We start from the raw sequence: 21,571 nt of genomic DNA on the forward strand, positions 1-21,571 counted from the left end.
ACACAGGAGCACGATGATGATGCCGAGTATAGACAATTTGGGGCTGGTACCCATGGTGGTGGAGCAAAGCGGTCGCGGTGAGCGTTCATATGACATTTATTCGCGCCTTTTAAAAGAACGCATTGTGTTTATGGTGGGCCCCGTAACCGATGACACTGCTAATTTGGTGGTCGCACAATTGCTGTTTTTGGAAAGCGAAAACCCAGATAAAGATATTTCTTTATACATCAATTCTCCAGGTGGCTCGGTGAGTGCAGGGATGTCGATTTTCGACACCATGAATTTTGTGAAGCCCGATGTGGCTACACTGTGTCTGGGTCAGGCGGCCAGTATGGGGGCATTTTTACTTTCTGCCGGTGCTAAAGGCAAACGTTTTGCGCTACCCAATAGCCGTGTCATGATTCATCAACCTTTGATTAGCGGTGGCTTAGGCGGTCAGGCTTCAGATATTGAAATTCATACACGTGAGTTGCTGAAATTGAAGCAAAAATTGAATCAAATGCTGGCGGATCACACGGGGCAAAAATTGGCGAAAATCGAAAAAGACACCGATCGTGATAATTTTATGTCGGCTGAAGAAGCATGCAAATATGGTTTGGTTGATGAAGTATTAACCCACCGAATCAAATAAGTTTATGGATGTTTAGTCCAACTGTGAGCCATGTAGAAAACAGCCGAGATGAATTCCATCTCGGCTGTTTGGTATTTTAGACAACCTTTGCTCGTTGGCAGTATTAACTTTCTAATAAAGCACGGCCCAAATAATCCTTGGTGCTATTCACGCCCGGCAGTACAAAATAATAGCCACCACCAAAAGGTTTGATGTAGCGTTCTAGCGGTTCGCCATTCAAGCGATTTTGGGTATCGATAAAACCTTTTTTCAAATCATTCTGGTATGAGATAAAAACCAAGCCCATGTCAATTTCGCCGGAAGGCAACACGCCCAAGGAATAACTAAAGCTTCGACGACGCAATTTGGCTACGTGTCGTTCTGGATTGCGTGGTTCGGCGCGGCGCATGTGTGAATCAAATAAAATACGGTCGCCATGGGGATCCTGATTCATTTGTGGATCATCCATTTCGTGTTTCATGCCGATGGGCGCGCCACTGTCTTTATAGCGACCAAAATCATTTTCTTGATCTTCCAATGGGGTTCTGTCCCAAAAAGCCAAATTAAAGCGGATCAAGCGTATGGCTTGGTAGCTCCCGCCCAAGCACCAATCAGGTTCGTGATTGTTTTCAGTGATCCAAACCAAATCATCCATTTGTTGCTTGTCGGTGGCTGGTGCATTGCCAGTACCATCTTTAAAGCCAAATAAATTAATGGCAGTAGAGTGGCGATCAATGTCTCGTGCGGGTAAAAAACCATCAATTTTCCACACGGGCATCATTTGATCGCTGGTGTGACGAACAATGTCACGCAAGGCATAAATCACACTTTCACGGCTATTGGCGCAAAATTGCAACACCAAGTCACCACCACACCATTCTTTTTGTAAGCGATCATTGGGAAATCGCGTCATGGTAACCAATTTTTTGGGTTTCTTTTTGGCTAAACCAAAACGCTGATCAAATAAAGGTGCACCCAAAGACAAGGTAATGGTGAGGGAATCTGGTTCCAAGCGGGCGCCCAAAATACCCGATTCTGGCGGTGGCAATTTGTCGTTTTTTTGTGTGGGAAATGATTGTGGTTGCGTCAGAAAAGCAATGCGCGCAGACAATGTTTTAAATAGTTGCCGCAACTGATCAGCGGTGGTGATGCTGAGGTTGAAAGCCATAAAAATGGCTTCTTTGGTATCAGGCGTAATGACGCCAGCTTGGTGCGGTCCGCGATAGTCAACGGCCTGATTGTAATCATGGATGCAGCTGGAGGCAGAAGTGCCTGATGATTTGGCCAGCGCATTGATACTGGCCACGCCCAGTCCGCCCGCCAGCAGCATTTTCATGCCTTGACGGCGGCTCAAATTAGAAGGGGTATCGACATCGCTGTGGCTCGTCGTTTGTGCTACAGAGTTTTGGTTAATTTTGGTCATGTTGTTTGTCTCAACGGCGATATTTGTAATAAATATCCACATTTAGGTCAGCGCGTAGCTGTGCCAATCGATCAGCTTGTTCCGTGACCAATGAATACAATTTATTGTGATCCGCCATGCTCAGTTGATCAAAAGGCCGGTATTGCTGGTCAGACAGCCTATATTTTTGCAAGATGGTTTGGATTTGAGCAAAACTTTCTTCAATCGGCTGCAATTGGGCTTGCGCGATAAACGGGCGCAAGTGGCGAATGATCATTTGTGAACCAACCACATTGGCTTCCATATCGGCAATATCGCTGTGGCTGAACTGGTTTTCTTGCCCCAATAGTTTGGTTTGCAGAATCATTTCCATGAAATCCGCTGACGATTGCACCATTTTGGCAATCTCAATGGTTTCAACGGCCATGCGTTTGCGCAAATCGCCCACTTCATATTGTAGTGGAACCGCGTCATCATGTGCTTTTTGGGCGTCTTTCAATGTAAATAAATCATATTCAACCAAGTGAAAACCCACAAAACGTGGATCATTCACCCCATCAATATAATAATCGGCACGTGAATTGATGGTTCTATCCGCATTACCAAACAAAACCACAATCGGTCGAATGCGCTCATACGTTTGGTGTGCTTTGACATAAGCTTGCTGCGCTGCCTGAAGGTGGCCAGCTTTGCTGTATCGAACCACATCACCTACTAAATCATCCAAGTTTTTTAATTGCTGCTGTACTTCTTGCAAATAGGCGCGGATAGCCGGTTGGTATTTGGTCGGCGTGGGGATGTCGCCTTTGGCGGCAACAAAATTAGCATCATTAATAATGGGCGCACGCAAGCCGTGTGCCGATGAATACACAGGAGACATCAGCACACACGCCAAGAGCACACCTAAATAGGTTGTCGAGCGATTCATTTGGTTTTTTTTCTCAAAAATAAGCAGGCCATCACTACCCAATAAACCACGAAAGTAATGACGCTAATCCACATGGGCTGTGAACGATAAGCAAAGAAAGAAGACGCAAAGTCACCAATCAAGCTGCTGTCATCCATCAAATGAGATGTATCCCAAGCTGGGTTAATGAGGAAATCGGGCACAGCTACATCTTGTTCGAGAAGCAGATTAGTACCATCTTCAACTCCTTTCAGAAGTAATGATACAGCCAAGAACAATAAAATAATGCCGGTAACCGTAAAAAATTTCTTCCATTGCACGACGCGGCTGGTAAGTACAAAAGCATAGAAAGTCAGTGCAGATACGGCCACGCCAATCAACACGGCCAATAGGAAGCTCATGTAATTGGTGTGATTCAACTGCATGATTTGGCCGGATAAAAATACCACAATCTCACTGCCTTCGCGAGCGATGGCAATGGCAATAATAAACAGTGCACCCCACCATGAATGATGTTCAACATGGGCCGCCATCTCACTCTCCAGAGAAGATTTCATGGTGCGGCCGTGCTTGTTCATCCAATACACCATTTGCACAATCAATGCGCAGGCCACAAATGACATGCCCATCATAAATAAAGTCTGGTTGTTGCCTTGTAATACATTAAATACGCCATAAATGACCATGGCCAATATCACTGACACCAAAACACCCAAGCCCACGCCGCCCAATAAATAACGCATGCCGTTTTTGCTGTCTGGATTTTGCTTAATCCAAGCGTAAATAATCCCGATGACCAAGAGTGCCTCAAAACATTCTCGCCATACCACGAATATAACTTGTCCCATTACCGATTCCTCGTTTATTTAACGATGAGTTTGCCCTTGGGCTTATTAAGATGAAAATCATCAAAAAAGATATATGTGCCTGGTTTTTTTGGCGCAATCACCACAACTGAGCTGGCTCCAGGCGCCAGTACTTTTTCTTTCACCAGTTGGGTACTTTCAAATTCCACAGGGCCTTTGCCAACATTGCTGACATTGATGCGGATAATTTTATTGGCTGGTGCGTAAAGAGTTAGGGGCATCATATCGCCGTCTTTCATTTTGAGATTTACGGTATGCTTGTCATCTGCCATAGCCAGAGAAGATAAAGCCATACCCACTAAGGTTACGGCAGTTATTATTTTTTTATTCATGACATAAAACTCCTTATTAAATGCCATCTCAAAAATACTAATAGGGATTAGGCCGCACCGTAAAGAAGCGACCATAATCCCCATTCACTTTTATTTACAATCAGTAGCTGCCTTTTCGGCCAACGCCTGCGTAATCAAAATCCCAGCTGACTTCAAATGGTTTGAACCAAGGGGCTACACCGGTTTCTTTATCAATGTGGCGCGCCATTTGATCAGCAGATGGCGGAGCAATTCGGTATGTCACACGGTATTTGCCCAAGCCATCTAATTTAACATTGTCGCCATAATGTGGGCCATCGCTGGCGACCATAGACATAAACTTACCTGAATGTTTGAAGCTGCCGCCCAATTTGGTTACGGTGTATTCCACATTCAAATTTGGCATCCAGTCACCTTCCGCAAAACCATTTGGGTTGCCTTCGGTGGCGTGAATGTCAGCTTCCATGTGCACGTCGGATTTGTTGGCGGGCAAATGCATATTCATGTGATTCATGCCATCTGTGTCCATGGTGATCGGTGGCAAATATACACCGGCGATTTCCATACCGTTTTTGATGACAGGTTTGCCCATAGGGTATTCTTGGGCAAAGGCCGCAGTAGATACCATAGCCACGCTAACAATAGCTGCTTTTTGAAAAATATTCATTTTTTTCCCGATTTGGTTAGACTCAATCAATATTAGGATTAATACCCAGTAAAGGCTGCCTGAATTGGTTTCAGACAGCTTGTAACTACTGGATATTAATGATACCTGTTATCAATATACGCCGATAAATTCTATTTGAGAATGGTTTTGATATAATTTCTTAATAAAAATCAAAGTAGATTGTAAAATGAGGTGTAATAGCTAAATAAATGTGGATTAAATAAATTTAAAAACAATAAGATGAGTTTTTATTTGGGTGTTGTTGCTGTGCATTCAATATGAACGGTAGCGATGTTGTTGGGATGTTGCTGTACTTTAGAGGTTTGGGGATGAGGCTGGTGCTCAGTAGGTGAATTGACTGCGTGATAGCATCATGCCTATGGTGGATGCGCGACTGTGCTGGCGTTATACATTGGGTGACTGACAATTTACGGCAGGAAACTACACGTTTTGTGGCAGGCCTTTTATTTGGTTATTGATGTTTTTAAATTATAGTATTGAAATTGTTGAAATTATTATTTGGCATGGTCCTTGCATTAATTTATATGTACTACTGAAATGGACTTCGATGGATATTTTGGTGGTGCGACAATTTGTGTTTGTTTTGTTCCGGCTTCTGTAATGAAGCCGGTTTTTTTTGGTTGCCATCAGGGGCGGGTTATGGAGGCTGCACCTTGATTGGCCAATGCATCGGCCCGTTCGTTACCATCGTGGCCTGCATGGCCTTTAACCCAATGCCATTTAATCTCGTGTTTGCCTGCTTCAGTATCCAGTGCTTGCCACAAGTCCACATTTTTGACTGGTTGCTTATTCGCTGTTTTCCAGCCGCGCGCTTTCCATCCAACAAGCCACTCACTCATGCCTTGCATGACGTATTTGGAATCGGTGTAAATATCAATGATGCAGGGGCGCTTGAGGGTGCGCAAGCCTTCAATGACCGCCATGAGTTCCATGCGGTTATTGGTGGTGTCGGGGTTGCCACCAAATAAGGCTTTTTCGTGTTCGCCATATTTTAAGAGTGCGCCCCAACCGCCGATGCCTGGATTGCCTTTGCAGGCGCCATCGGTATAAAGGGTAACTTTGGGTTTGTTCATGAAGTTAATGTGGTGTCATCAAATGAGGGGGAGAGGCTGCCTGAAAAGCAGCGTGTTGTCTACGATTAATATAGCTTGGTTATTGTCAGTCTGTGGCTGGAATGACCTTACCTGGGTTTAATACATGATGCGGATCAAAATGGTCTTTTTGTGCGCGCATCCATGCTATTTCTTCAGTGCTACGCACTTTAGTGAGCCAATGGGTTTTCAATTGGCCTATGCCATGTTCCGCAGCGATGGTGCCGTGGTGCGCCAAAACCTGCTCATAAACCGTGGCATTGATGTCTGTTTCAAAATCGTATACGGCGTTATTGAGGACATGGGGCAAGAATACGTTGTAATGCAGGCTACCATCCCCTAAGTGGCCAAAAATCACCAGTTGCGTATTGGGGTGTAATTTGTCCATGGCCTGTGCGCAGGTTTCGATGAAATCGGCGACTTGTGCAATGGGTACCGCTATATCGTGTTTGATGCTGGCGCCAAGATGACGTTGTGCAGCCGAAATATTTTCGCGCAGCAGCCATAGGTGCTGGCGTTCTGTGTCGGATTGGGCAATTACCGCATTGAGCCAGTTACCTGCGCTCAGCACTTCAATAAGCGGATCGTCCAAGGCCGCTTGCGGCAGACTGTCGGTTAGTTCGAGTAACACGTGCCATGCTGCTGCCACGGGCGGCGTGTGTTGACTGTATTGGGCCGAAAGTGCCAAAGCTTGATCACTGATTAATTCAAAACTACTGAGTCGTTCTGCAAAACGGTTTTTCACTGCGCCCAATAAAGCCACAGCTGCCTGAATACTGTTTAAACCTATCCAAGCCGTTTGCACGCTTTGCGGCTGGGCATAGAGTTTTAAAGTGGCACCGGTAATCACTGCCAAAGTGCCTTCGCTGCCGATGATTTGCTGGCGTAATTCATAGCCGGTGGTGTTTTTGTGTAGAGGCTGTAAATGGCTGACCAAAGTGCCGTTGGGTAAGACATATTCCAGACCCAGTACCAAATCTCGCGCAGTGCCATAGCGCACCACATTCAAGCCACCCGCATTACAGGCTATGTTGCCACCAATTTGACACGTTCCTTCACTGGCCAGACTAAGCGGAAAATAACGGTCTGCCGCGCGTGCAGCTTGCTGCACCTGAGCCAGTATCATGCCTGCATCTACGGTAATGGTGTTGTCGGCTGTATTTACTTCGCGCACGCGGTTGAGCCGGCCCATGGCCAAGAGAAAGCCCTTTCCGTTTAAAGACGCGAGTGGGGTAGCGCCGCCACACAAGCCGGTGTTGCCACCTTGTGGGGTAATGGGGATGTTATGTGTATGGCAATAACGCAAAATGGTTTGCACTTGTGCCACGCTTCGTGGCAGTAAAACCGCCCAAGCATTGCCTTTATAGCGCCGGCGTTGGTCAATACAATACGGTGCCATGTCTTCTGGCTTGGTGAGGATGTCGGGTTCGCCCAAGCAGGCTTGCATGGCGGCCAAATGGATGTGCGCTTCCATGGTGGTTCTCGTGGATATAGTGGTTGGGATTGTACGCTAACTTGCCAATGGTCGCTGGTTGCTTGAAATCGCTGCGAATCTGCCCAGATTGAAGTTAAGTCAAGTACAATGGTGGCTGATTTTGGTTGAGGGACGAATGATGTATTTTGTTGACCGCAGTGCAGTGGTATTGAAACCCACACAGGTTTTTTTGGACTGGTTATTCACCACAGACGAAGACATGCCTGAGATTACCTTGGCACAATTACAAAGCAATTGCACCACTCTATTGGTGCCAGAATTTGATACACCTGAGGAAGTGGTAGGCTATGTAGGCGAGCATTTTCAGCCTATTTTCGAAGCCGAATTGGCGGGTTGGGAAATTGAAAAAGCCAAATGGCCTAAAGACTTGAATGTGGAGACGTTTTGGACTTTTTTTAGCATAGACGTCAATGACATGGTGTTGGATATGGTGGATGCTGATATTCAGGTGTCTCCCCTGTTTGATAACATGATGTAGTACAAAGTTTTGGGCGGTTAATGAGGATTTAAGCATGAATTGGACCACACTTTTGTTGTTTATCCCTGCGTGTTTTGCGCTTAATCTGGCGCCTGGGCCCAATAATTTGTTGTCGGTGAGCTTGGCCAGCCGTTATGGTTTTCTGCCAGCTTGTTGGGCTGGCGTAGGCCGCCTAGCTGCGTTTGTCATGATGATTGCGTTGACTGCTGTGGGCTTGGCTGTGGTACTGCAAACCTCGGTGATGGCGTTTTACATCATCAAAATAGGTGGTGCGCTGTATTTGTTTTATATGGCTTGGCAACTGTGGCATGCCGATACCTCGGTTGCGCCTGCCATTGATAGCCACACACATTCACTGTGGCGGATGATGCGGCAGGAATTTTGGTTGGCGGCGGGCAATCCTAAAGCAATGTTGATTTTTACCGCTTTTTTACCACAATTTATTGATACCAGCGCCTCCAGTGGTTTGCAATTTTTGATTTTAGGCAGTGTGTTTTTGCTGTTGGAATGGTTGGCCATCGCGGTGTATGCCTATGTGGGCGCATATCTTCGTCGCCGCTTTACTGAAATCAGATTTCGTCGTCGTTTTAACCGCGGTTGTGCAGCGGTGCTCGGGGGTGCGGGCGTTGGTCTACTGCTGATGCGACGCTAGTGCGTGTTTTGGCTGCACCGGATGGCTGATAAAATCATTAAAGAGAGGCCGGTATGCCAGCATTTACTGTCCAATTCACGCCATCAAGCAATGCCAAGTGCTGAGTATTTTGCTGCACGTCACAACCATAGCGGTGGTTGCTTGGTTTTTAACCGGGTGGCTGAAATGGCTGTGGTTGGGGTTGGTGTGGTTTTCGGGTTGCTGGGTGCTAGGGCGGCTACGGGGCCGTGGTACCAATGTGGCTGTGTTGGTGGTAGATGAGGCCGGCGAGGCCCACTTGCAATTGCACGGCGAAAACGGTTTTCAGGCAGCCTATTTGCATGAAGACAGTCGTATTCAGCGGTATGGTGCGTGGCTGCATTGGCAATTGGGACGGCGTACATTGTGGCAATTTGTGTGGGTGGACATGACGGATGCCGATGCGTTCCGACGCTTGAAAGTGTGGGCCATTTGGTGTCGCCCAAAAATCCCGATGAATATTAGGAACGCGCCGCCCATGGATTAGCGTGGCGATGGTGGCGAGGCCAATCAGCTTGCCTGTCGTAAAGGCTGCCTGGAAGATTAAAAATGGAATGGCTGTGTTGATGGCGGCTTGAGTCTGAAATCAATACGGCATTGAATATAAGCACGAATGAACCATGAAAACACAATTGGCCAGTTTGGATGCGTGGCTGCATCATTTGGAAACGGCGCACCAAGCCGGATTAATCGATATGGGTTTGCAACGGGTGGGGGCGGTACGCCAGCGCATGGGGTTGAAGCCGCGTTGCCCAGTGATTATTGTGGGCGGCACCAATGGGAAAGGATCGGTATGTGCTTTTCTAACCCAAATCTATGTGGAAGCCGGTTACCGTGTGGGGACCCTTACCAGCCCACATCTACTGCATTTTAATGAGCGCATTGCCGTGAATGGGCATCCGGCAGACGACCAAACCATTATCCGTAGCTTTGAACGCATTGAAGCTGCTTGCGCAGAAATTTCATTGACTTATTTTGAATTCAATACCTTGGCTGCAGTGGATGTGTTTGACCATGCCAATGTCGATGTGATGGTATTAGAGGTGGGCTTGGGTGGGCGTTTGGATGCGGTGAACGTGTTTGATGTCGATGTGGCCGTAATCACCAGTGTGGATCTGGATCATCAGGCCTACTTGGGCAACACCATCGAACAAATTGCTTATGAAAAAGCGGGCATTATGCGTTCCGGTAAACCGGTAGTGTGCGGGCAGCTGCCTGTGCCCGATAGTTTGCGCCAGCATGCGGCTGATATTGATGCCGATTTATTGGTGATGGAAACCGATTTTGATGTGCAACAGTTGGCGCAACAACAATGGTCTTTCCGCTTTCACCCACAGCAAAGCCGATTGTTTTCAGGCAGCCGCGCCCGCCACGCTTTGCCCATCCCCGCGCTGCGTGGCCGGTTTCAGCTGAGCAATGCAGCTTGTGCATTGGCTGCGGTACAATGTTTGGATAATCAATTACCGGTGGATATTGGGGCGATAAAAAGAGGCTTGACGCGGGTACACAACCCAGGCCGTTTTCAGGTGTTGCCAGGGCGCCCTTTGCGGGTTTTGGATGTGGGGCACAATCCTCATGCGGCACGCGCTTTGCGCCAAAGCATGATTGCGTTGCCATATGCCGAAAAGCGAATAGCGGTATTCAGTATACTGGCTGATAAGGACATCGATGGTGTTGTGGAGATCGTTAAAGACCAATTCGATCAATGGATGGTGGCACCTCTGCCTGTGCCACGGAGTATGACCACCAACGCATTGGTGGAAAAATTGGTGGCGCACGGGATTGATAATGTTACCGCTTATGACCATATTCAGGCAGCCTATCAGGCTGCTTTATCGCAGGTAGGCGAAAATGATAGAATCGTGGTATTTGGTTCATTTCACACTGTGGCCGAAGTCATGGCTTTGCCACACGCTTAGGAGTAGGTCCGGTTTATGAATCCGCAAGACAGTTATGATCAGTTGCGTCGCCGTAATCGTCGCCGCTTGGTAGGTGCCGTGGTGATGGTGGTGGCCGCCGGCGGTATTTTGCTGACCGCCCTCAACCGCCAATCGGCACCGCCAGAAGCGGTGCCCACTGTGGACATTGCCGGCGTGCCTGCCGCTTCGGCGCCAACAACAGCTTCGTCTGCCAGTGCTGCATCAGCACCAGTTTTGGCTTCGGCTTCGGCGGCAGCAGCGTCGGTGCCTGCGGCCAGTATTCCTGCTGCATCGCTTGCCGGCAATAACCAAACTCCTCAAGTGGGACCAGCAACGGCACCGCTGCCTTCGCTACCGAAACCTGCCCCAAATGTTGAACATAAGTCGCTAACGGCACCTTCTGCGACAGCCAAGCAGCCCGCCGTACAAGCGCACCATACGCCCCAAACAGTACCGGTGAAGCCGCAGACACCAGAACGCAAGGCAGATACGCATTCAGCCGAAGTCAAAAAAGCAACCGTCAAACCCGTGAGCAAACCCACTCCTACAACCCAATCTCATGATGGTAAAAAGACGGCTAATACCCATTCAGTGACAAAAAACGATAATAAAAAGCCCGCTAGACCAGCTACTCAAGATGACCAGAAAAGCAAAGTCCACCCATCGTTGACGCCCCAACAAATTCTGAAAAATCAAGCGGCGGCCGAAGTAAAGAAAGCCAAACCCGCTAGTTCAAGTAATGCAAAAAAAACCGATCCCAACGCAATCTTAAATGGGCGCTCCGCAACGGCAGCGGGCAGTGGTAAAGCGTTGATCCAAATTGGCGCCTATACCAGCGAACAACAGGCCAAAGCAATACAACAAAAATTAACAGCGGCAGGGGTATCTGCCCACATTAGCCAGAGTCAAACCAGCAAGGGTACTTTGTATCGAGTGCGCACTGGAACCTATGCCAGTCGTGCGCAAGCACAGCAAAAATTAGGCAGCATTCGTTCTCATGGTCTGGATGGCATTGTGATCGGTCAATAAAATGACGGTATTTGATATCTTGGCGCTGGGTGTCATCGCATTGAGCGCCGTGGTGTCGATGATGCGCGGTTTGGTGGCAGAAATAGCATCCTTGGCTACCATGGTAGTGGCTTTTGTTTTGGCGCGAATGATGGCCGAACCTTTGGCCAATATTGCGTTTGCCATATGCAGCCGCATGCCATGGCGGTGATGCTGTCTTTCATGCTGTTGTTTGTGGCCGCATGGGTCATGCAACGGCTGTTGCGCTCTTTACTGACATCGCTATTGAGCGCATTAGGTTTGGGTGGCATTAATCGCGTGATGGGCGCCGTATTTGGGGCAGTGAAAGGCATTTTATTGGTGACCTTGGCGGTGCTGGTGTGTGCGTTTACGGATTTGCCTCATACAGACGCGTGGCAACAATCGCAAACGGCTTTTGTGTTTGAACAGTTGGCCATGTTGGCGGTGCCTTATTTGCCGCCATTCATGGCCGGAGATGTGCAATATCCGCCCGCTCAAGGGCCAATCTGGGGAAAATAATATGTGTGGTGTGTTGGGAATTGTGGCCCATGAGCCGGTGAATCAGCTTTTGTACGATGGCCTGCAAATGTTGCAACACCGTGGTCAAGATGCAGCGGGTATTGTTACCGCTCAAGGAACAATGTTCCATATGCATAAAGGCAAAGGCATGGTGCGCGATGTATTTCGCACGCGTAATATGCGCGATTTGTTGGGTCATGCCGGCATTGCTCATGTGCGCTATCCTACGGCTGGTAATGCAGGTAGCAGCGCTGAGGCGCAACCTTTTTATGTTAATTCACCATTTGGCATTGTGTTGGCACACAACGGCAATCTCACTAATACCGATGAGCTGTATCAAAATGTGTGCTTTACCGATTTGCGACACATCAATACCCGATCTGATTCAGAAGTCTTGTTGAATGTGTTTGCGCGAGAACTGGAAACGCAAGTAAACGATCATACCCAATTGCATCTGGATAACATCTTCAATGCCGTATCGGCGGTGCATCAACGCGTGCGTGGCGCTTATGGCGTTGTTGCCTTAATCGCTGGTTATGGCCTGTTGGCTTTTCGTGATCCATTTGGTATTCGGCCGTTGTGTTTAGGGCAAAAACAAGAAAATGGTCACATCGACTATATTGTGGCTTCCGAATCGGTGGCTTTCCCAAGCTTGGGTTATGAATACGTGCGCGACATTGTGCCGGGCGAAGCGGTGTTTATCACCATGGATGGCAAATTATTTTCGCAACAATGTGCCGAAAATCCAAAATTAATGCCTTGCTTGTTTGAATATGTCTATTTTGCGCGCCCAGATTCGGTAATGGATGGGGTTTCTGTGTATCAGGCGCGTTTGAATATGGGGGTGACTTTGGCCGAGAAGGTGAAGCGCACCATTAATTTGGATGACATTGATGTGGTGATGCCGATTCCCGATACCAGTCGCCCCAGTGCCATGGAATTGGCTCAGCATTTGGGCAAACCGTATCGTGAAGGCTTGTTTAAAAACCGCTATATTGGTCGAACTTTTATCATGCCAGGACAGGCGGTACGCAAAAAATCGGTACGCCAAAAACTCAATCCGATGGGGTATGAGTTTCAAGGCAAAAGCGTGCTACTGGTAGACGATTCTATTGTGCGCGGTACCACCAGTCGAGAGATTGTTGAAATGGCTCGCCAGTCTGGTGCTACTAAGGTGTATTTTGCTTCAGCAGCTCCCGCTGTTCGTTATCCGAATGTGTATGGCATTGATATGCCCACTCGTGAAGAATTGATTTCCAATGGACGCACTGCCGAACAAGTTGCTGAAGAAATTGGCGCAGATGGCGTCATTTTCCAGGACTTGAGTGATTTACAGGCAGTGGTGAATACCTTAAATCCAAAGATTGAAGGCTTTGATTCCTCTTGCTTTGATGGCCGCTATATTACCGGCGATGTGGATGAGGCTTATTTGGAGCGTCTGTCTGTGGGCAAACAATCCACTAGAGAAGCGGCTTTTGTGGCTCCAGGCTTGGTGGATCACAGTGTGCGCGTGAGTGATGAGGACGAAGAGTAATCTGGTGGCTGGGTTGGGTTGCCTGAATATTGATTGGCCATGTTAGATAGATTGTTAAAAAGTTGCGCTAAAATCAGTTAAAATCATCAGAATAGAATTTGGCAAACATCGCTGTTTGGTGCTGATGGTTTGACTTTCTATCTGTTTGGATGCTGGTTGTTTAATTGTTGCAGTATCGCTGTGGCTATTTTAAAACCCTTGCTGCCTGCAGCATAACAACATCAATAATAAAATGAAGGATGAAACATGAAAGTATGCGTTAAACAGTCGGTATGGATGCTTACAGCATTGGCTTCTGTAGTGTTGGCGGCTTGCTCGCCTGCTGAAAAGCAAACAGAAAGCGGCTCTGCGGCTTCAGGCAACACAGCCGTTAAAAAAGTGGCGATTACTGCCATTGTGGAACACCCTGCTTTGGATGCGGTGCGCCAAGGGGTGTTGGATGAGCTTGCGGCTGAGGGATACAAACAGGGTGAAAATTTGCAGGTGGACTTTCAAAGTGCCCAAGGTAATACCGCCACAGCAGGTCAAATTGCCAAGAAATTTGCTGGTGACAAACCCGATGTGATTGTGGCCATTGCCACGCCCAGTGCCCAGTCGGTAATTGCGGCTACTAAAACCGTGCCTGTAGTCTTTGCCGCCGTAACAGATCCGGTGGCGGCCAAATTGGTCAGCAGTTGGGCGCCTTCGAAAACCAACGTAACGGGGGTTTCAGATGAATTACCTTTGGCACCACAAATTGACTTGATGAAAAAAATTGTGCCGAATTTAAAAACAGTCGGTTATGTATACAGCCCTGGTGAAGTGAACTCAACCGTGGTTTTGGATCAGCTCAAAGGCTTGTTGGCGAAAGATGGCATCGCTGTGGCCGCGGCACCTGCACAACGGACAACAGATGTTCCTTTGGCAGCACGAAGCTTAAAGGGCAAAGCCGATTTGATTTACACCTCGCTGGACAACAACGTGGTATCAGCTTATGAATCCATGTATAAAGCAGCGAAAGAAGTCAAATTGCCATTAATTGCTTCCGATACCGATTCGGTTAAACGCGGTGCGGTGGCGGCCTTGGGCGCCAATTACCATGAAGTGGGCGTTACCACTGGCAAGTTGGTGGCTCGCATTTTAAAAGGCGAAAAAGCAGGTGATATTGCGCCACAACGCATTCAAAAATTGGATTTGTATGTGAGCAAAAAAAATGCAACTGAGCAGGGCGCAACCTTGTCTGATGCAGTATTAAAAGAAGCCAAAGTGGTTGAATAACATTTGGTGAGGGTGATCGGACATCGGCAGGCTGCCTGAAAGCTTTGCCGATGTTGTTTTTGTGTGATTTGTTGATGGATTGAGTATGTCTTCACTTGCTCTGTTTGGTGCCTTGGAAAGCGGGCTGATTTACGCACTGGTGGCTTTGGGTGTATTGATTTCTTTCCGTATTTTGGATTTTCCGGACTTGACTGCCGATGGGAGTTTCCCGCTTGGTGGCGCTGTTTTCGCCGTTTGTGTTTTGCATGGTGTCAATCCTTGGCTGGCTTGTTTGGCTGGCGCTGGCGCTGGTGCCTGTGCTGGCTTGGTCACCGCCTGGTTGAATGTGTCGCTGAAGATATTGCAGCTCTTGGCCAGTATTTTGGTGATGGTGGCACTTTATTCGGTGAATTTGCGCATCATGGGCGCGCCAAATTTGCCATTGTTAAATGAGCCCAGTGTGTTCACACCGTTTTTGAGTATGGATGGCAGTAACCAATTTTGGGTACAGCCACTGGTTATTTTGGGTTTTGTGGTGGTGGCCAAATTATTGCTGGATTGGTTTTTTTCTACCGAAGCAGGTTTATCCATGCGGGCCACCGGTGTCAATGCCCGTATGGCGCGTGCTCAGGGGGTGCATACCTCACGCATGATTATGGTGGGCATGGCGTTGTCTAATGCATTGATTGCCTTAGCCGGTGCTTTGTTTGTACAAACCCAAGGGGGTGCCGATATCTCTATTGGTATTGGTACCATCGTGGTGGGTTTGGCCGCGGTCATTATTGGTGAAACCTTAATACCTGGTAAACGGTTTGTGGTCATTACCTTGGCGGTGATTGTGGGTGCGGTGTTGTATCGTGCTTTTATTGCCTTGGCCTTGGGCAGCGAAACATTGCAAAACATCGGATTCGGGCCACAAGATTTAAATTTGGTCACAGCGATTTTGGTGGTGCTGGCGTTGCGTCTGCCTGCGATTAAGGCTTATTTTAAAAGGAAAAAACAATCATGATGCGGGCGGATAATCTGCGGTTAACCTTTAATCCGGGTACGCCCATTGAGAATCCGGCTTTACGTGGCCTGAGTCTCAATATCAATGAAGGCGAATTTGTGACCGTGATTGGCAGTAACGGTGCCGGTAAATCCACTTTTTTGAATGCCATTAGTGGTGACACTATGGTGGATTCAGGCAAAATTGTCATTAATGGGAAAGACGTGACTCGAGCGCCGGCATACAAACGTGCGCATTTGGTCGCTCGGGTGTTTCAGGATCCCATGGCCGGTACCTGTGAAGCCTTGAGCATAGAAGAAAACATGGCCTTGGCATTCAAACGCGGCGGTAAACGGAAATTATCTTTTGCTTTGAATGAAGCCAATCGTGCGCTGTTTCGTGAAAAGTTAGCCATTCTGGATTTGGGGTTGGAAAAACGCTTGAGTGATCGTATGGGCTTGCTTTCAGGTGGCCAGCGCCAAGCAGTGAGTTTGCTCATGGCTACGTTGCAGCCTTCTAAAATATTACTGTTGGATGAGCATACAGCGGCATTAGATCCGAAAACAGCCGCATTTGTGCTGCGTTTAACCGATCGCATTATCCAAGAAGGCAAGCTTACCGCTATGATGGTAACGCATTCTATGCAACAAGCTTTGGATCATGGTACCCGGACGGTGATGTTGCATCAGGGACAAGTGGTTTTGGATGTGTCTGGGGATGAGCGGCGCGGCATGACCGTGAGTGACTTGCTACAATTATTTGAGCGGACTCGAGGGGAAAAAGTCACGGATGATGCTTTGTTATTGAGCTAAAGATATCCTGATAAAGAAGGGCTGCCTGAACCTGTTTCAAGCAGCCCTTTATGCTATTTTTTGGCCAATATGGGTTTCAGATATTTACCGGTATAGCTTTTGCTGTTGTGGGCCACCTCCTCCGGCGTGCCCTCGGCGATAATCATGCCACCGCCATCACCGCCTTCGGGCCCCAAATCCACAATCCAGTCGGCGGTTTTAATCACGTCAAGATTGTGCTCAATGATGACGATGCTGTTGCCTTTGCCTTTAAGGCGTTGAATCACACTTAACAGCAAATCAATGTCGGCAAAATGAAGGCCAGTGGTGGGTTCATCCAAAATATATAAGGTACGGCCAGTATCTCGTTTAGAGAGTTCCAGTGCCAACTTCACCCGCTGCGCCTCACCACCAGACAATGTGGTGGCGGATTGACCTAAGCGAACATAACCCAAACCCACGTCCATTAAAGTTTGCAACTTGCGTTTGACCACAGGAACCGCATCGAAAAATACCCGCGCCTCTTCGACGGTCATGTCCAGCACTTCACTGATGCTCTTGCCCTTGTATTGAATTTCCAAGGTTTCTCGATTGTAGCGCTTACCGTGGCACACTTCGCAGGGCACATACACATCGGGCAAAAAATGCATTTCTACTTTGATTACACCATCGCCTTGGCAGGCTTCGCAGCGGCCGCCTTTCACGTTAAACGAGAATCGGCCCACGTTGTAACCGCGTTCGCGTGACAGCGGAACCCCAGCAAACAGCTCTCGAATCGGGGTAAATAAGCCAGTATAAGTGGCGGGGTTGGAACGCGGCGTGCGGCCAATAGGGGATTGGTCGACATTGATGACTTTGTCTAACTGGTCTAAGCCCAGAATTTCATCATACGGCGCTGGTTCTTCGCTGGAGCGGTTTAATTCGCGCGCAGTGATTTTGGCCAAGGTGTCGTTAATCAGTGTGGATTTGCCACTGCCAGAAACGCCGGTGATGCAGGTAATGAGCCCCAATGGCAAATTCAATGTGACGTTTTTCAAATTATGGCCGCAAGCCCCTTTTAAAATCAGTAAGCGCTTGGGGTCAACGGGCGTGCGCTGTGCTGGCATGGGAATGCACTTTTTGCCGCTTAAATATTGGCCGGTGATGGAGGTTTTGCAGGCCGCCACTTTGGCTGGGGTGTCAGCTACAATCACATGGCCGCCATGCTCACCAGCGCCAGGGCCCATGTCAACCACGAAATCCGCTTCTCGAATGGCGTCTTCGTCGTGTTCCACCACGATGACACTGTTGCCCAAATCACGCAAATGCTTGAGGGTGGCGAGCAATCGGTCATTGTCGCGTTGATGCAAGCCGATAGATGGCTCATCCAATACATACATCACGCCGGTGAGCCCTGAACCGATTTGGCTGGCTAAGCGAATACGTTGCGCCTCGCCGCCGGATAATGTTTCGGCACTGCGCGACAAATTCAAATAATTTAAGCCCACGTTGATTAAAAAGCCCAAACGCTCAGTGATTTCCTTGAGAATTTTTTCGGCAATGTGCTTTTTGTTGCCATCCAATTTTAGAGCTTGGAAAAAATCCAACGTTTTGGTGAGCGGCCAAGCGCTGATTTCATGTAGAGGCTGCTGGCCCACATACACGTAGCGGGCTTCTTTGCGCAAGCGTGCACCGCCGCAGCTGGGGCACGCGCGGTGACTTTGATATTGAGTCAATTCATCGCGTACCGTGGCCGAATCGGTTTCTCGATAGCGCCGCTCCAAATTGGGAATGATGCCCTCGAAAGCATGGCTGCGGTTGAATGTGGTGCCTTTCTCTGATAAGTATTTAAATTCGATGGCTTCTTTTCCTGAGCCATACAAAACAATGTGTTGGATATTTTCAGGCAGCTTTTCATAAGGCATATCGATGTCAAAATCGTAATGCTTGGCCAAAGATTGGATCATCTGAAAATAAAAAGTGTTGCGTTTATCCCAGCCTTTGATGGCGCCACCGGCCAAAGACAGCTCTGGATGCACCACCACGCGTTCTGGATCGAAGTAATTCATGCTACCCAAGCCGTCGCAAGTGGGGCAGGCACCAACGGGGTTGTTAAAGGAAAATAGCCGTGGTTCCAGTTCTTGCAGGCTGTATGAACACACCGGGCAGGCAAATTTGGCTGAAAACCAGTGCTCATGGTCGCTGTCCATTTCCAGTGCTAAGGCACGGTCATTGCCGTGGCGCAAAGCGGTTTCAAAACTTTCGGCCAGCCTTTGCTGAATATCGGGTCGCACTTTCACCCGATCAATGACCACGTCAATGTTGTGCTTGATGTTTTTTTGTAGTTTGGGGACGTCTTCTAATGGATATACTTCACCATCCACGCGCACGCGAGCAAAGCCTTGTACTTGAAGGTCGGCAAATAAATCCACAAATTCGCCTTTGCGCGGACTGCGGGTGCCAGTATCATCACGCGGGTGTCTTCCGGCAAAGCCAGTACATGATCCACCATTTGTGATACGGTTTGACTGGCCAAGGGTAAATGATGCTCGGGGCAATAGGGCGTACCCACCCGCGCGTATAAGAGACGTAAATAATCGTGGATTTCGGTGACCGTACCGACAGTGGAGCGAGGATTGTGGCTGGTGGCTTTTTGCTCAATCGAAATGGCTGGTGACAGCCCTTCAATCAAATCCACGTCGGGTTTTTCCATCATTTGTAAAAACTGGCGTGCATAGGCCGACAAGCTTTCTACATAACGACGCTGGCCTTCTGCATACAGCGTATCAAAAGCCAGCGATGACTTGCCGCTGCCAGAGAGTCCTGTCATCACCACCAGCTTATGGCGGGGAATGTCGAGGTCAACATTTTTTAAATTATGGGTGCGCGCGCCGCGAATGCGGATGGTGTCGTTGTCTGCCATGATGTAGTGTGCTTTCAGGCTGCCTGAATAAAGTGTGTCATACCGCTGATCTAGGCTGCCTGACATACACAGGTAGCCAATCAAATATTATAACCGTTTCGTCAATATACTTAAATCAAGTGTGTGGATATGAATAAGCTTAGGATTGAATAGATACAGTGGCAATGTTAATGGTCCCTGTCCACCTACCTTAAAAAGGAGTATATTGAAATTAGATTCCATATGGAATTTAATTTCAATATACGCTTTTACCATTTAATTTTTTTCGTGGTTTTACCTTTGTTGGTGATATGCCTATTGCATGGTGCAGCAGTCATGATACTGACGTTAAGAACAGCATAAAATGAGATAGACGCTTGTTTCAATGTGCCTTCATGCGGTCTGTAGGAAGGCGAGTTGATGTCATTTTTACCGAGTCGTTGAATGCAAATTGACTATTTTTGATTTAAGGCATTAATTTAGACCCGAAACACTATAAGGCAGCGTTTAAAGGCAGTAAAATAGCTTTAATGAATGTTGCTGACATGCACCCATGCATGGTGTGTGAATGCGTGTCAGCAAGATAGTTTTTAACACCCAGTGAGAGGATAAACAATGAAAATCGGTATTCCTCGCGAGTCTCTTTCCGGTGAAACCCGGGTTGCGGCTACGCCTAAAACCGTTGCTCAACTCATTAAGTTGGGCTACGAGGTGGTGGTGGAAAGCGGTGCCGGGAAAGCGGCCAGCTTGTCCGATGGCGCATATACTGATGCGGGCGCCACCATTGCTGATGCCGCAACAGTATGGGCTTGCCCTGCTATTTTTAAAGTCGATGCCCCAAGTGATGATGAAATTGCCAAAATGGCTGAAGGCACGATTTTAGTGAGCTTCATCATGCCCGCACAAAACAGTGATTTGGTGGCTAAGCTGCAAGCCCAAAAAATTACTGTGTTGGCCATGGACATGGTTCCACGCATTTCGCGCGCGCAAGCCATGGACGCCTTGTCTTCGATGGCCAATATCAGCGGCTATCGTGCGGTGATTGAGGCTGCAGAAAATTTTGGTCGCTTTTTTACGGGTCAAATTACAGCAGCCGGCAAAGTGCCACCGGCAGAAGTTATGGTGATTGGTGCGGGTGTAGCCGGTTTGGCTGCTATTGGTACGGCGCGGCAATTGGGCGCAGTAGTAAAGGCGTTTGATACACGACCAGAAGTGGCAGATCAGATTGAATCCATGGGTGGCCAATTCTTGAAATTGGATTACCAAGAAGACACCTCGGTAAGCACTGATGGCTATGCCAAAACCATGAGCAAAGCCTATATTGATGCTGAAATGAAACTGTTTGCTGATCAAGCGAAACAAGTCGACATCATCATCACCACCGCGGCTATTCCTGGTAAACCTGCTCCCAAGCTGATCACCAAAGACATGGTTGACAGCATGAAAGAAGGTTCGGTTATCGTGGATTTGGCCGCTTTAACTGGTGGTAATTGTGAATACACAGTTCCGGGCGAGGTGTTTGAAACGCCTAATGGTGTGAAAATCATTGGGTATACGGATATGGCAAACCGTTTGGCAGGCCAGTCTTCACAGCTTTATGGCACTAATTTGGTGAATTTGGCCAAGCTTATGACGCCCAATAAAGATGGCAACATGGCTTTGGATTTTGAAGACGTGATCATTCGCAATATGAGCGTAACGCACAATGGCGAATCCATGTTTCCACCTCCACCCATTCAAGTGTCTGCTGCGCCCAAGGCCGCGCCGAAAGCTGAGCCTGTTGTGGCACCTGCACCCAAACCAACACCTGTTTGGAAAAAATTGGCTCCTGCTGTGATTGGTGCACTTGCCATATTGTGGATAGGTGCTGTGGCACCAGAAGAGTTTTTGAATCACTTTATTGTGTTCGTGCTCTCTTGTGTGGTCGGCTATTACGTAGTGTGGAATGTGAGCCATTCTCTACATACACCGCTGATGTCAGTGACCAATGCCATTTCTGGCATCATCGTGGTGGGGGCTTTATTGCAAATCGGGCAAGGTCATGCTTTGGTTTCATGGTTGGCATTTTTTGCAATTGCCATTGTCAGCGTGAACATATTTGGCGGCTTTTATGTTACCCGCCGTATGCTCGATATGTTCCGTAAATAAGGGAGGTA

At 48.1% G+C, this 21,571-nt stretch carries 18 protein-coding genes and 2 pseudogenes; 12 read left to right on the forward strand and 8 right to left on the reverse strand.

Going from position 1 to position 21,571, the window contains the following annotated elements:
* Positions 1-16 precede the first annotated feature (16 nt).
* Positions 17-631, forward strand: a complete 615-nt coding sequence (gene clpP / locus A2F46_RS01035; protein ID WP_066565661.1) for an ATP-dependent Clp endopeptidase proteolytic subunit ClpP — start codon at positions 17-19, stop codon at positions 629-631.
* A 103-nt stretch (positions 632-734) separates the two neighbouring features.
* Here the strand turns inward: clpP and efeB are convergent, their stop codons facing one another.
* From efeB to A2F46_RS01070, 7 genes are all read right to left on the reverse strand, one after another.
* Complete coding sequence (gene efeB, locus A2F46_RS01040) at positions 735-2,033, reverse strand: iron uptake transporter deferrochelatase/peroxidase subunit (protein ID WP_082783526.1); 1,299 nt, start codon at positions 2,031-2,033, stop codon at positions 735-737.
* Positions 2,034-2,043: 10 nt separating this feature from the next.
* A complete protein-coding gene (locus tag A2F46_RS01045) occupies positions 2,044-2,940 on the reverse strand; it encodes an EfeM/EfeO family lipoprotein (RefSeq protein ID WP_066565662.1) in 897 nt (298 codons plus the stop codon).
* Positions 2,937-3,767 carry an FTR1 family protein gene (locus A2F46_RS01050; protein ID WP_066565663.1) on the reverse strand — a complete coding sequence of 277 codons (831 nt, stop codon included), beginning with the start codon at positions 3,765-3,767 and terminating at the stop codon, positions 2,937-2,939. Before A2F46_RS01050 ends, A2F46_RS01045 begins: the two co-directional genes overlap by 4 nt.
* A gap of 14 nt (positions 3,768-3,781) precedes the next feature.
* Positions 3,782-4,117, reverse strand: coding sequence for a cupredoxin domain-containing protein (locus tag A2F46_RS01055; protein ID WP_066565665.1), 336 nt, complete (start codon positions 4,115-4,117; stop codon positions 3,782-3,784).
* A gap of 100 nt (positions 4,118-4,217) precedes the next feature.
* Positions 4,218-4,763 carry an iron transporter gene (locus A2F46_RS01060; RefSeq protein WP_066565666.1) on the reverse strand — a complete coding sequence of 182 codons (546 nt, stop codon included), beginning with the start codon at positions 4,761-4,763 and terminating at the stop codon, positions 4,218-4,220.
* Between the two features lie 647 nt (positions 4,764-5,410).
* Positions 5,411-5,857, reverse strand: a complete 447-nt coding sequence (gene rnhA / locus A2F46_RS01065) for a ribonuclease HI (RefSeq protein WP_066565667.1) — start codon at positions 5,855-5,857, stop codon at positions 5,411-5,413.
* A gap of 85 nt (positions 5,858-5,942) precedes the next feature.
* Entirely contained in the window at positions 5,943-7,274 is a 1,332-nt protein-coding gene (locus A2F46_RS01070) for an FAD-binding oxidoreductase (protein ID WP_231867675.1), read from the reverse strand.
* 214 nt (positions 7,275-7,488) lie between these two features.
* On the opposite strand from A2F46_RS01070, the gene A2F46_RS01075 reads away from it, so the two are divergent.
* The 10 genes and pseudogenes from A2F46_RS01075 to A2F46_RS01120 all read left to right on the forward strand — a co-directional run bounded on the left by A2F46_RS01075 (position 7,489) and on the right by A2F46_RS01120 (position 16,555).
* Positions 7,489-7,848, forward strand: a complete 360-nt coding sequence (locus tag A2F46_RS01075) for a hypothetical protein (protein ID WP_066565893.1) — start codon at positions 7,489-7,491, stop codon at positions 7,846-7,848.
* Positions 7,849-7,882: 34 nt separating this feature from the next.
* A complete protein-coding gene (locus tag A2F46_RS01080; RefSeq protein WP_066565671.1) occupies positions 7,883-8,500 on the forward strand; it encodes a LysE family translocator in 618 nt (205 codons plus the stop codon).
* Between the two features lie 97 nt (positions 8,501-8,597).
* A complete protein-coding gene (locus A2F46_RS01085; protein WP_066565673.1) occupies positions 8,598-9,005 on the forward strand; it encodes a hypothetical protein in 408 nt (135 codons plus the stop codon).
* Positions 9,006-9,150: 145 nt separating this feature from the next.
* Positions 9,151-10,437 (forward strand): bifunctional tetrahydrofolate synthase/dihydrofolate synthase, encoded by a 1,287-nt coding sequence (folC, locus tag A2F46_RS01090; protein WP_066565895.1) that lies wholly within the window; start codon positions 9,151-9,153, stop codon positions 10,435-10,437.
* Positions 10,438-10,452: 15 nt separating this feature from the next.
* Positions 10,453-11,466: an SPOR domain-containing protein gene (locus A2F46_RS01095; protein ID WP_066565674.1), complete on the forward strand. Its 1,014-nt coding sequence runs from the start codon at positions 10,453-10,455 to the stop codon at positions 11,464-11,466.
* Positions 11,467-11,527: 61 nt separating this feature from the next.
* Positions 11,528-11,985, forward strand: a pseudogene (locus tag A2F46_RS01100) (CvpA family protein).
* A 1-nt stretch (position 11,986) separates the two neighbouring features.
* A complete protein-coding gene (gene purF / locus A2F46_RS01105) occupies positions 11,987-13,519 on the forward strand; it encodes an amidophosphoribosyltransferase (RefSeq protein ID WP_066565675.1) in 1,533 nt (510 codons plus the stop codon).
* 246 nt (positions 13,520-13,765) lie between these two features.
* Entirely contained in the window at positions 13,766-14,776 is a 1,011-nt protein-coding gene (locus A2F46_RS01110) for an ABC transporter substrate-binding protein (protein ID WP_066565679.1), read from the forward strand.
* Between the two features lie 85 nt (positions 14,777-14,861).
* A complete protein-coding gene (locus tag A2F46_RS01115; protein ID WP_066565681.1) occupies positions 14,862-15,764 on the forward strand; it encodes an ABC transporter permease in 903 nt (300 codons plus the stop codon).
* Positions 15,761-16,555 (forward strand): ABC transporter ATP-binding protein, encoded by a 795-nt coding sequence (locus A2F46_RS01120; RefSeq protein WP_066565683.1) that lies wholly within the window; start codon positions 15,761-15,763, stop codon positions 16,553-16,555. Before A2F46_RS01115 ends, A2F46_RS01120 begins: the two co-directional genes overlap by 4 nt.
* A 53-nt stretch (positions 16,556-16,608) precedes the next feature.
* On the opposite strand, the pseudogene uvrA reads toward A2F46_RS01120, so the two are convergent.
* Positions 16,609-19,436: pseudogene (gene uvrA / locus A2F46_RS01125) on the reverse strand (excinuclease ABC subunit UvrA).
* Between the two features lie 594 nt (positions 19,437-20,030).
* Between uvrA and A2F46_RS01130 the strand changes: the two are divergent.
* Entirely contained in the window at positions 20,031-21,563 is a 1,533-nt protein-coding gene (locus A2F46_RS01130) for a Re/Si-specific NAD(P)(+) transhydrogenase subunit alpha (protein WP_066565685.1), read from the forward strand.
* The last annotated feature ends 8 nt before the right edge of the window (positions 21,564-21,571 follow it).

The sequence above is a fragment of the Snodgrassella sp. CFCC 13594 genome, from assembly GCF_001590725.1.
Lineage (GTDB): Bacteria > Pseudomonadota > Gammaproteobacteria > Burkholderiales > Neisseriaceae > Snodgrassella.